The following is a 12,158-nucleotide window of genomic DNA, read 5'->3' as shown; positions in this document are numbered from 1 at the left end:
AGTCCCATGAGAAGGATTATGGTGAACATATGCCGAAAGGAGGACGCCACCTTTGCTGAATCAACCATATGGTTTGCGGTTCGATATTTATGAGCGCGTTCATTTGTCAGAGGGAGTCCCTGCGATTGAGGAACTGGAGGAAATTGAGCTTTTTCCGCGCATTCAGGTGATCGGTCAGGAAGATTACGCGACACTTAGGGGGCATTTGCTGCTAACGGGGGCTTATAGGGGAGAGAATGACTATTCCGAAGAGTTGAAACATTTCATTCCTGTTGAAATCACGGTTCCGCTCAACCGGGTTCGGTCCCTTGATGATATTTCGATCGAAATTGAAAACTTTGATGTTGATCTGTTATCGGAGCGAAGCTTGAACATTACCGGCGTGTTGTCGCTTCGGGGCATTCAGGGTTTTGCGGCGGAGGAGAACCAAGGGTGGCCGGCAGACGAGTTCACAGTCGTTCATTCGCCGGAGCTGCCGCAGGATGGCTTCGAAACGGAACCGGAGCAACCTGATAGCGAAATAAACGTTCACGCCCAGGAATATCTGCTGCAGCGAAGCGAAGAGGAAAGGCTTATTGGAGCGCCCAAACTGGACGAGGCGGCCAGGGGTCTTCTATACCAGCCTGAAGCGGACAATGCCTTACGTTTGGACGATTCGTTAAAGCCTGAAACGATCAACGGTCCTGTTTCCGGGCAGGTTCCGGCGGAGCAACCCCAACTCCTTGCGCAGGAGGCAGCCGAGCGTGAGCCGGGAGTGGTGGAAGAGGCGGAAGCAAACGAGGCGGCTGAAGCGAACGGAGCAGCCCATCTATCCTTCTTTGGAGCGGCATATTCCGAGCCGGTCGATACGGCTTCGGACCCGGACGCTAATACGGATGTCGAAGAAAGAACCGCTGCGGATGCCGCGAAGGTACCGGCTCCACCGGAACCTGAACCAAGCTTGCCTGCATGGCATGCACTTTCGGCATCGTCATTGCCGGAACATGCAAACCAGGAGCGGGAAGCTCAGGAATCTCGTCAATCCCGTGAAGCCTTTGCGAACCCATGGACCCTTGGAGAAACAAGATCCGCTCCAACGCAGGAAGAACAGAAAGAAGAGTCGGCAGGAGGGGAAAACTGGCAGGACGTGTTTGCCGCTTCTGAAGCGGTTGTTCCTGCAAAGGAACGCGAGTCTAATGAGGTGCAGCTGGCTGATCCCCCGGCAGAAACTCCATCGGCGATTCCCGAACCCGTGGCCGAAACGGAAGACAAGCCGGAACTCAAGGTGGCTTTTGGCAGCAAACGGGAGACGCGTCCGCCCCAGGAGGATGGGTTTGGCATTTCATCTTTGATTTCGGGCAAAGGCACGAGAGAGGCAGAGGAGGAGCGCCCCAATGAGGCGGCTGCAGAAACGTCGCGGGAACCGTCTGCTGCTTCGGAAGAGGTGCAGTGGAAAAACCTGTTTTTGGGTTCGCTCGTAGAGCAGACGCCTTTCCGAAAGGTGAAAATGTGCATCGTTCAACGGGAAGAAACGCTGGATACCATCGCCGACCGCTATCAATTGACGACGAGGGAATTGCAATTGTATAACCGCCTCTCCGAACAGGTCGTCGAAGAGGGTCAGGTCCTTTACATTCCTTGAATGGCAATGCCGTTAAGGGTTTGTTCTGGAATCAAAACAAGCGCTGTTTCACCCGTGATCCGTTTGGATTGCGGGTTTTTGCCATTGGTATGCCGCAAAACGCATGGCAGGGACGTGAATCAGCGGTTGCCAGGTTGACTATCGGGCACGGGCAAGGTATGATGTGTTTAGGTTTTTTCCTAACATCCGCGAATGGCGGGCGTTTGGTTATTTCATTAGCCTCATGGGAATTTTAAGGAAAGACGAAGATCGGGAGTAGTAGACAGTATGACCTTTCAGAGAGCGGGATTGCAGCGCTGAAAAATTCCGCAGGAACCAGCTGATCGAAGTCGCCCGGGAGTTGCCTTTTTGAACGCGGGAGTTCGTGAAGCGGTATGAGCTTCATCCCTGCTTGGTAGAATGGGCCGGTAGCAGCCGTTATCTGCTTAAAGTGTCACGCGAAGCCTCAAGGATGCTCTGTCTTGGTCTGTGCTTGCGTGAAACAAAGGTGGTACCGCGAAAGCTAACCTTTCGTCCTTTGAGGGATGAAAGGTTTTTTTGTTTTTTGGCGAAGATGATGAGTAACGGAGGAATGACAAATGACGGAACAAAACAAGTCAGCCGCAACCGAAATGCCGACGACATATGACCCGAAGGCTGCGGAGCAAAAATGGTATCAGACCTGGATCGAGCGAGGATATTTTCAAGCAGGACAGCGCAAAGACGCTGAGCCTTTTACCATCGTAATTCCGCCGCCGAACGTAACCGGCATGCTGCATATCGGGCACGCGCTCGACTTTACGCTGCAGGACATCCTGATCCGTACCAAACGGATGCAAGGTTACGATGCGCTGTGGCTGCCGGGATCGGACCATGCCGGAATCGCGACTCAGACCAAAGTGGAACAAAAGCTTCGGGAAGAAGGACTGACCCGCTACGATCTCGGCCGTGAGAAATTCCTGGATCGCGTTTGGGACTGGAAGGAACAATATGCAACGACGATTCGCGAGCAATGGGGCAAAATGGGCCTGTCGCTGGACTACTCCCGCGAGCGTTTTACACTGGACGAAGGTTTGTCCAAAGCGGTGCGCAAAGTGTTTGTGCAGCTGTACGAGAAAGGTCTGATTTACCGCGGCAAAAAGATCATTAACTGGGATCCGGTGAACCGGACGGCGTTGTCCGACATCGAGGTTGAATATAAAGAGGTTCAGGGCCACCTGTACCATTTGCAATACCCGCTCAAGGACGGAAGCGGCCATATTACCGTGGCAACGACGCGTCCGGAAACGATGCTTGGCGACACGGCCGTAGCCGTGCATCCCAAAGACGAACGTTATGCCGACATGATTGGCAAAACGCTCGTGCTGCCGATCATCGGCCGCGAAATCCCGATTATTGCGGACGAGTACGTCGACAAAGAGTTCGGAAGCGGTGCCGTTAAAATTACGCCTGCGCATGACCCGAACGACTTCGAAGTCGGTTTGCGCCACGATCTGCCGCAAATTATCGTCATGGATGAAACGGGAACGATGAATGCCGAAGCAGGCAAGTATCAAGGCATGGATCGCAGCGACTGCCGCAAACAAATTGTTGCAGACCTGAAAGAGCTGGGCGTGCTGATCAACATTGAGGACCATGTCCATCAGGTTGGCCACAGCGAACGTACGGGGGCCGTAATCGAGCCTTATCTGTCCACGCAGTGGTTCGTTGAAATGAAGCCGCTCGCCGAAAGAGCCATCAAGAAACAGCAAGAAGGCGACGGCGTACGCTTTGTGCCGGAACGTTTCGAGAAAACCTATTTGAACTGGATCGAGAACGTTCGCGATTGGTGTATTTCCCGCCAACTGTGGTGGGGTCACCGGATTCCTGCCTGGTATGACGACGAAACTGGGGAAATTATCGTCTCCGCCGAAGATCCGACAACGCTCCCTGAATATGCGGGCCGCAACCTGAGACAAGACGAGGATGTGCTCGATACGTGGTTCAGCTCCGCGCTGTGGCCGTTCTCCACGCTCGGATGGCCGGAAGATACGGACGACCTGAAACGTTACTACCCGACCAGCGTGCTTGTAACGGGTTATGACATCATTTATTTCTGGGTTGCGCGCATGATTTTCACCGCGCTGGAATTCACGGACGAAATTCCGTTCAAGGACGTACTCATGCACGGATTGGTGCGTGACTCGGAAGGACGCAAAATGTCCAAGTCGCTTGGCAACGGGGTTGATCCGCTCGACGTTATCGAGAAATACGGCGCGGATGCCATGCGTTACATGATCTCGACGAGCAGCACGCCGGGGCAAGATTTGCGTTTCCGCTGGGAACGCGTGGAGCAGGCCCGCAACTTTGCGAACAAAATCTGGAATGCATCCCGCTTTGCCCTGATGAACCTGGAAGGCTTCACTATCGAGGATCGCGACATTTCCGGCGAGCTTGGGACCGCGGATTATTGGATTTTGCACCGTCTGAACGAAACTTCCCGTGACATTACGCGTCTAATCGAAGCGTATGAATTTGGCGAAACCGGTCGTCTCCTCTACAACTTCATCTGGGACGATCTGTGCGACTGGTACATCGAATTTGCAAAATTGTCCTTTTACGGCGAAGATCCTGTGGCGAAAAAGAAAACCCAATCCGTATTGGCTTATGTGCTCGATCAGACCATGCGCCTGATTCATCCGTTCATGCCTTACATCTCCGAAGAGATTTGGCAGCATCTGCCGCATGAAGGCGAGACGATTACGCTGGCTGCTTGGCCGACGTATGACCCGGCCATGGAAAACCCGGAAGCCGTTGCCGAAATGAACCTGCTGATGGATACGATCCGTGCGGTACGGAACATTCGCGCCGAAGTCAACGTGCCGATGAGCAAAAAAGTCGAATTGCTGATCAAAGCCAATAGCGCCGAGGCCAACAGCATCATCGAACGCAACAGCCATTTCATCAAACGTTTCTGCAACACGTCCGAATTCGACAGCGGTCTGAACCTCAGCTCTCCGGACAAAGCGATGACGGCAGTCATCACAGGCGCCGAATTGTATTTGCCGCTGGCGGGACTGATCGATATCGAGCAGGAAGTTGCCCGTTTGGAGAAAGAACTGCAGAATCTGGAAAACGAAGTGTCGCGCGTAGAGAAAAAGCTGGCGAACGAAGGCTTCGTATCCAAGGCTCCTGCCAAGGTTATTGAAGAAGAACGCGCCAAAATGGCCGATTATTCGGACAAACGGGATAAAGTCATTGCCCGGATCAATGAACTGAAGGCGTAAGGCATTTCTGGGTCGGATGGCGGCTGTTCGCCATCCGGCCGATTTTTTCAATTACATTGGGACCGAAGGTGAAATCAGATGACGGAAATCAATGGAGCAGGCGAAAAGGCACCTTTGCAGACATATGTCGAGGCGGTAGACTGGATCAATGGTCTTATTCCTTTTGGCATCAGACCGGGGCTGGAGCGTATCGAAGCGCTGATGGCACGGCTGGGGAATCCGCATCGGCGTCTCAAATTCATCCATGTCGCGGGAACGAACGGAAAAGGTTCGACTTGCGCTTTTTTGACGTCGGTACTTCTTCAGGCAGGGTATGACGTAGGTACGTTCACGTCGCCCTACATCACCAAATTCACGAACCGTTTTCAATACAACGGAGAGGATATCCCTGAGGAGACGCTGCTGAAAATTGCCAATCGGCTGCATCCGCTCGTGCGGGAGATGGCTTCGACTCCGCTCGGTTCTCCAACCATGTTCGAAGTGTCGACGACGCTTGCGCTTCTCTATTATGCGGAGGAGTGCTACCCCGACGTGGTAGTATGGGAGACTGGGCTTGGGGGAAGGATGGACGTAACCAACATCGTTACTCCAGTCGTTTCGGTCATTACCAACATCGGCATGGACCATACGGATGTGCTTGGGGATACGGTCGAGGCCATTGCGTGGGAAAAGGCGGGCATTATCAAGCCGGGGGTACCTGTGGTCACCTGTGCGTCGCAGCCTGAAGCCATCAAGGTCATCACGGATCGGGCCCAAGAACTTCGTTCGACGGCTTATGTGGCAGGGCAGCAGTTTTCTTATCGCAGAGTGGATCGCGACGAAAACAGTCAGACCATTCATTTTGCCGGACCTTTCCGCGAACTGGACATTCGCATTTGCATGAAGGGTACATACCAATGCGACAACGCCGCGGGCGCGCTTATGGCACTTGAAGTGCTGCGGCAATACATGGCGTTTGTATTGGAAGACAAGGATCTCGTGCAAGGATTTGAACATGCATTTTGGGCGGGGCGCTTCGAAAAAGTGGTTGATGATCCGCGGATCGTTCTGGATGGAGCACATAATCCGGAAGGGGCGGAATCGCTGGCCCAAAGCATTAAGGAGGTCTACCCCCACAAAAGGTTAAATTTGATGATGGGCATGCTGGAGAATAAGCATCATGAAGCATATTTGCAGCATATACTGCCACTAGTGGATACGCTGATCCTGACCGAGCCGGACTTTAGGCGCAAAATGGATGCAGCCAAGCTGCAGGACGTTGTAGCACAGGTGCGTCCCGGTTTCGCGAAGAAGGAACTTGAAATCATCGTCGAGCCCGATTGGGTGAAGGCGCTTGAATTATTGAAATCACGGACGGAAGCGGAAGATCTGGGGGTAGTCTCCGGCACATTGTACTTGATTGCGGATGTGCGGGCAGCCCTTTTGCATCAAACCGATTCTGAAAAAGGTTGGTGAAGGTTTTGTTAAATACATCGGAACACGTTCATTTTATAGGGATTGGCGGTTATGGCATGAGTGCCATTGCCAGAGTTATGCTTGAAATGGGATACACCGTGACCGGATCGGATGTCGCTTCCCAGGAGTTGACCGAGAAGTTGGCAGCCAAAGGGGCGAAAATATACATCGGACATACTGCGGAGCATGTAAACGGGGCCGACTTGGTCGTCTATTCGACGGCAGCTCCGGCGGACAATGTGGAGCGTGTGGCTGCTCAGCAGCTGAACATTCCTATATTGCACCGGGCCCAGATGCTGGCACGGTTACTTAATGAACGCAAGGGCGTGGCGGTTGCGGGAGCACACGGCAAAACGACAACCTCCTCGATGATCGCGCTCGTCATGGATAAATGCGGAACGGATCCGACATACATCATCGGCGGGGAAATCATGAACCTGGGCACCAACGCGAAAGCGGGTCAAGGCGATTGGGTCGTTGCGGAGGCTGACGAGAGCGACGGCTCGTTTTTGCAATACCATCCATGGCTTGGCATCGTAACCAACATTGAAGCCGATCACCTCGAAAATTACAATAGCGACTTTGAAGAGCTCAAAAAGGCATACGTGCAGTTCCTTAGCCAGATTCGTCCGGAAGGCACGGCTATCGTATGCGCCGACGACGAGAACATTCAAAGTATTTTGCCACAGCTGCAGGCACGCGTTACTACGTACGGCATTGATCGGGATGCGGATTACACTGCAACGGATATCCAATTGGGAGACCGCCAAATCTCCTTTACGATGAACCACCAGGGCAAAACGCTCGGAACCGTTGAACTTTCCGTACCAGGCAAGCACAATGTATACAACGCGATGGCAACGGTCATTACGTGTTTGGAAGCAGGAATTTCATTCGATAAAATCGTCGAAGCTATCATTGAGTTCCATGGAGCCAAACGCAGATTCCAGGTGCTGGGCGAAGCCAACGACATGTTGATTATCGATGATTACGCACATCACCCGACCGAGATCGAGGCCACGATCAGTGCGGCGAAAGCAACGGGAAAACGCATCATCGCGGTGTTCCAGCCGCAGCGGTACACGCGCACGTTTTTCCTGTTGGACGCATTTAGCCGTGCATTTGCCGAAGCCGATGAGGTGTTGATTACCGACATTTATTCTCCGGCAGGGGAAAAACAGATCGAAGGCGTGCATTCCGCCAAATTGGTGGAACTGATCGTGCAGAACAGCAATGCATCGGCTCGTTACTTGCCTACGAAGGAGGACGTGGTTGCCGATCTGCAGAGCCGTTTGCAGCCGGGTGATCTTGTTCTTACCATGGGCGCAGGCGACATCTGGAAGGTGGGCGACACGCTCGCCAAATTGATCAAAGCATAGAATCGGAACACAAGGGGAAACCCGTCTCCCGTATTAGGGAAGAGACGGGTTTTTCGTTGTTTCAGGAATGAATGGCTGCTCTCCCGCATATAGCTTGTATAAATGGGACAAAGGGAGAGGGTACGGGGTGAACAATGCTAGAATGACGTTTCGCTTCGGGGAGCACGATGCTGTCAAGCCGCAAAACGAAGGGCGGCTCGCGCCTGCAACGCTCCAAGCGGCGAACGAGGAGATAACGCATGCTCCAGCGAGCATAGACAGTGCTCCGCAATGGTCTGCGGAGGAGATACCGGGAGATTGGGGGGAAACGCTGCCGATACTTACCGAGGGTCTCAAACCCGGGAAAGGAATGGACAAGCATGCTTCTGAACGCGAGTACCCGCAGGCAGGGTATGCCAATGAGCGCCGGGACCTTCCGGAAGCGAGCGAAGCCGTTGATCCATGGAACGAGGAGTACGCGGACCACAACTGGGTAAGCGAGCACAATCACTATTCCTATCAGCGAAACCGGGCCCCGCGGGGGTGGAAAATGATTGGTTCCGTAACGGGAGCAATCGTCACCGGAGCATTGTTCGGCCTCGTCATCCTTTCGTTTTTCAACAAAGACGGGGCAGCTCCAAACGTCGTACCTCAAAAGAATACGGCCAATGTATCGGTCTCGGCAGGGCAGCAGGCCCAGGCCACATTGGCTGGCGGCAATTACTATGCGCTGCAGTACGGCGTTTTCAGTTCCCCGGAGCGTGCTGAACAGGCCAAACTTGAATTGACTCAGGCCGGGATTGCTGCAGAGGCGGACCCGGAGGACGGCAACCGGGTCTATGCCGGCATATCCCCTGATCGCGAAGAGGCCAAACTGCTCAGCACGCGCCTAAAGGCCCAGGGCGTGGAACTTTACGTTAAAGAGATACCGTATCCGGAAGTCGGTGTGACGGCGTTGGGCGTTAACCAGGCAACCGCGACACAGTTCTTTAACGATAGCGAAACGTTGATCGGGCTGCTCTCGACGTTGTCCATCGGAGAACTGGGCAAGGCAGCGCCCCAAGCGGTATCCGCCGAAACGATGACCTCCATTCAGAATCGGCATGAATCGTGGCTGCGCGGCTTCAACGACCTGTCCGCAAACACGAACGGGGAGGCAGCGCCTTATGCGGCGGCGATGGCCAAAGCGATGAACAGCGCCATCACGGCGGTTGCCGAATATAACAAAAAACCTTCTGCCGCACATATGTGGTCGGTGCAGACGAATTTGATGGACTACGTGCTGCAGCAAAAAAAATGGCTTGATACGCTGCAGGAGCAGTAATCGTTGGATCTCCTAACACAGTCTTGAAATGCTTGTCCGGCAGGGAACTGGAAATAGTTCCCCTTGCCGGATTTGTGTTTGTATTGACGTACAAAACCCCGTATAATAATGTGGGTGTCAAAAAATGGCGAGGGACGATAACGGATGAAAAAAAACTTCGGCATGTTATTACTTTTCCTGCTGCTCGGCTGGTTGGCCGGAGCATGGATCGCCAAGGCACTGCAGCCGGTCAAGGCTGTAGCTTTTTTAACCAAAGCCACGACCATTCGCTGGTCGCCACAGGCTGATCTTGACATTTTCAGTTATGACATTTCACTTCAATTTCAAATGAGCCTCCTCAGTCTGATCGGCATCATCGCCGCTGTATGGCTATACCGCAGATTGTAGGAGAATGACGAATTATGATGAATTGAACAACAACGAACGCTGCAGAACCGCAAGAAGTGTATGCAAGGACGAGGACACCACTGGAATGTGAGGAGCCGTTGATATTGGATAAAACAGGACAACGCCGCATTATTTTGGCGTCTACATCGCCACGTCGCAAAGAACTGCTGGCCGGACTGATGTTGGATTTTGAAGTAATCCCAAGCCGTGCTGACGAAGATACGCCCCCTTCATGGACTCCTGAACAAACGGTGCAGGAGCTTGCGATGCGCAAAGCGCTTGCCGTCTTTCGCAGCATCGAAGGCCAGCAGCGGGATGCCGTCATCGTTGGGAGCGACACGATCGTTGTTCTGGATGGAGATATTTTGGGCAAGCCGGCAGATGAGAAGGATGCGGAGAACATGCTTGCGAGGCTGCAAGGACGAACCCACCGCGTGTTTACAGGCGTAGCTTGTATCGATGCCATTAGCGGTCAGTCTTCGGTTCATTATCGGCAAACGGATGTAACGATGAAAGCATTGTCTGAAGCCACGATCCGTGCTTATGTACGTACGGGAGAACCTATGGACAAGGCAGGATCGTACGCCATACAAGGCATTGGTGCTTCTCTGGTTGATCGCATCGAAGGATGTTATTTCAATGTCGTAGGTCTGCCTTTATCCTTGCTCAGCGATATGCTGGACGGATTCGGGGTACATGTATTGCCGCGTGAATGAGCCCCGGCCCATGAATAATTCGAATGGATGACGTGAAAAGAGGGAGTATATGGAGTCGCCGCAGTATATGATGCGCGACATCCCCCATGAAGAACGCCCGAGAGAACGCATGATGGAATATGGGGCGGGCGCCTTGAGCCATGCCGAACTGCTGGCCATTCTGCTTCGAACCGGTACAAGAAAAGAATCCGCCGTTCACATGGCGCAGCGAATTCTCGCAGAGACGGGCGGGATCCGCTCGCTAATGGACTTGACGCTTGAGGAACTGACGGCAATGAAGGGCATCGGCAAAGCCAAAGCCGTGCAGTTGAAGGCGGGCATCGAGCTGGGCCACCGGATTGCCAAGAGCAAACTGGCACAGTCTCCTTCGATTCGCACTCCGCGCGATGCGGCTGATATTTTGGTCGAGCAGTTGCGTTATCTGCAAAAAGAACATTTTGTTTGTCTCTTTTTGAACAGCAAAAACCACATTATTGCCCAGGAAACACTCTCCATGGGCAGCCTGAACGCTTCCATTGTCCACCCGCGCGAAGTGTTCCGTGCTGCCATCAAATGCAGCAGCGCATCGATTGTGTGCGCTCACAACCATCCAAGCGGTGATCCTACACCGAGCCCAGAGGATATCCAAATCACGAAGCGATTGATCGAAGCCGGCACGATTGTTGGCATAGATGTGCTGGATCACCTAGTTATTGGCGATGGAACCTATGTAAGTTTGAAGGAGAAGGGCTTGGTATAATATAATGGGTGGCGTTGAACTAATTTTTGATCAATACTAATCTCCCTGCAGATTGCCGGGAAATGAAAACGATGATGAAAAATGGCATGTGAAATCAAAAAGCATTCTAAAAAAATGAAAATGTTCTGAAAATTCAGGACGGCTATATAAGGCAGAAAAGGAGATTACGTCATGTTTGGAAGTAAGGATTTAGGGATTGATTTGGGGACAGCAAATACGTTGGTTTATGTTCGTGGGAAAGGGATTGCGGTGCGTGAACCTTCGGTTGTTGCTCTTCGCACGGATACCAAAAGCATTGAGGCCGTGGGTGAATCGGCGAAAAAAATGATCGGCCGGACACCTGGCAACATTCGTGCCATTCGTCCCATGAAGGATGGCGTTATTGCCGATTTCGACACGACGGCAACGATGATCAAATATTTTATCCGTCAGGCACAGAAGCAGCGTTCCATGTTCCAGCGTCATCCAAACGTGATGGTGTGCGTACCATCCGGGATCACTGCGGTGGAGCAACGCGCGGTTGAAGATGCAACGAAGCAAGCCGGCGCACGCGAAGCTTACACGATCGAGGAGCCGTTTGCAGCCGCAATCGGTGCCGATCTGCCGGTATGGGAGCCGACCGGAAGCATGGTTGTGGATATCGGCGGCGGTACGACTGAAGTGGCCGTTATTTCCCTCGGAGGAATCGTAACCAGCCGTTCCGTTCGCGTTGCGGGCGATGAAATGGATGAGTCCATCATTCAGTACATCAAACGCCAGTACAATCTGATGATCGGTGAGCGTACGTCCGAACAGTTGAAAATGGAGATCGGTTCCGCGATGCCGCTCGAGTCCGTGGAAACGATGGAAATTCGCGGCCGGGACCTCGTTACAGGCCTGCCTAAAACGATCACCATCACTTCCGATGAAATCAGCGAAGCTTTGGCGGATACGGTGAACGCCATCGTTGAAGCGGTTAAAGTGACGCTTGAAAAATGCCCGCCGGAACTGGCGGCCGACATCATGGACCGCGGGATCGTACTGACTGGCGGCGGCGCATTGCTTCGCAACCTGGACAAGCTGCTGGCGGGCGAGACCGGTATGCCAGTCATTGTCGCGGAGAATCCGCTGGATTGCGTAGCGATCGGTACCGGTAAAGCGTTGGAAAACATCCATTTGTTCAAAAGCAGAAGCAGCTCGGCAGTTCGCTCCAAACGTTAATTGAAAGATAAGCACATTCTGGTTCCCTGTGAACCGGAATATGTATAAACAGCGAAAATAATCCCGGCGGATGGCCGGGAGAGCTAAACCCGCGTATTCGGGGAGATGGCGAA

At 53.1% G+C, this 12,158-nt stretch carries 9 protein-coding genes and 1 other annotated feature; all 9 genes read left to right on the top strand.

Features of this window, described 5'->3' with window-relative positions; genetic code table 11:
* Positions 1–52: 52 nt before the first annotated feature.
* The 9 genes from SNR34_RS25045 to SNR34_RS25005 all read left to right on the top strand — a co-directional run bounded on the left by SNR34_RS25045 (position 53) and on the right by SNR34_RS25005 (position 12,045).
* Positions 53–1,621, top strand: a complete 1,569-nt coding sequence (locus SNR34_RS25045) for a LysM peptidoglycan-binding domain-containing protein (RefSeq protein ID WP_486180442.1) — start codon at positions 53–55, stop codon at positions 1,619–1,621.
* Between the two features lie 236 nt (positions 1,622–1,857).
* Positions 1,858–2,142: a binding site (T-box leader), on the top strand.
* A 57-nt stretch (positions 2,143–2,199) separates the two neighbouring features.
* The gene (locus SNR34_RS25040; RefSeq protein WP_236414416.1) at positions 2,200–4,866 is read left to right on the top strand and encodes a valine--tRNA ligase; all 2,667 of its coding nucleotides are present in this window, start codon (positions 2,200–2,202) and stop codon (positions 4,864–4,866) included.
* Between the two features lie 78 nt (positions 4,867–4,944).
* A complete protein-coding gene (locus SNR34_RS25035) occupies positions 4,945–6,321 on the top strand; it encodes a bifunctional folylpolyglutamate synthase/dihydrofolate synthase (protein WP_343261591.1) in 1,377 nt (458 codons plus the stop codon).
* A gap of 56 nt (positions 6,322–6,377) precedes the next feature.
* Complete coding sequence (gene murC, locus SNR34_RS25030) at positions 6,378–7,700, top strand: UDP-N-acetylmuramate--L-alanine ligase (protein ID WP_236414848.1); 1,323 nt, start codon at positions 6,378–6,380, stop codon at positions 7,698–7,700.
* 127 nt (positions 7,701–7,827) lie between these two features.
* Positions 7,828–9,003 carry an SPOR domain-containing protein gene (locus SNR34_RS25025; RefSeq protein ID WP_486180441.1) on the top strand — a complete coding sequence of 392 codons (1,176 nt, stop codon included), beginning with the start codon at positions 7,828–7,830 and terminating at the stop codon, positions 9,001–9,003.
* A 144-nt stretch (positions 9,004–9,147) separates the two neighbouring features.
* The gene (locus tag SNR34_RS25020; protein WP_339274287.1) at positions 9,148–9,390 is read left to right on the top strand and encodes a DUF4321 domain-containing protein; all 243 of its coding nucleotides are present in this window, start codon (positions 9,148–9,150) and stop codon (positions 9,388–9,390) included.
* Positions 9,391–9,494: 104 nt separating this feature from the next.
* The gene (locus SNR34_RS25015; protein ID WP_486180440.1) at positions 9,495–10,106 is read left to right on the top strand and encodes a Maf family protein; all 612 of its coding nucleotides are present in this window, start codon (positions 9,495–9,497) and stop codon (positions 10,104–10,106) included.
* Positions 10,107–10,155: 49 nt separating this feature from the next.
* Positions 10,156–10,845 (top strand): RadC family protein, encoded by a 690-nt coding sequence (radC, locus tag SNR34_RS25010; protein ID WP_236414411.1) that lies wholly within the window; start codon positions 10,156–10,158, stop codon positions 10,843–10,845.
* A 171-nt stretch (positions 10,846–11,016) separates the two neighbouring features.
* Positions 11,017–12,045 (top strand): rod shape-determining protein, encoded by a 1,029-nt coding sequence (locus SNR34_RS25005; RefSeq protein ID WP_236414410.1) that lies wholly within the window; start codon positions 11,017–11,019, stop codon positions 12,043–12,045.
* Positions 12,046–12,158 lie beyond the last annotated feature (113 nt).

The sequence above is a fragment of the Paenibacillus sp. XP01 genome, from assembly GCF_057364885.1.
The sequence above is the reverse complement of the archived record's forward strand: the minus strand, read 5'-3'. Positions and strand labels throughout refer to the sequence as shown.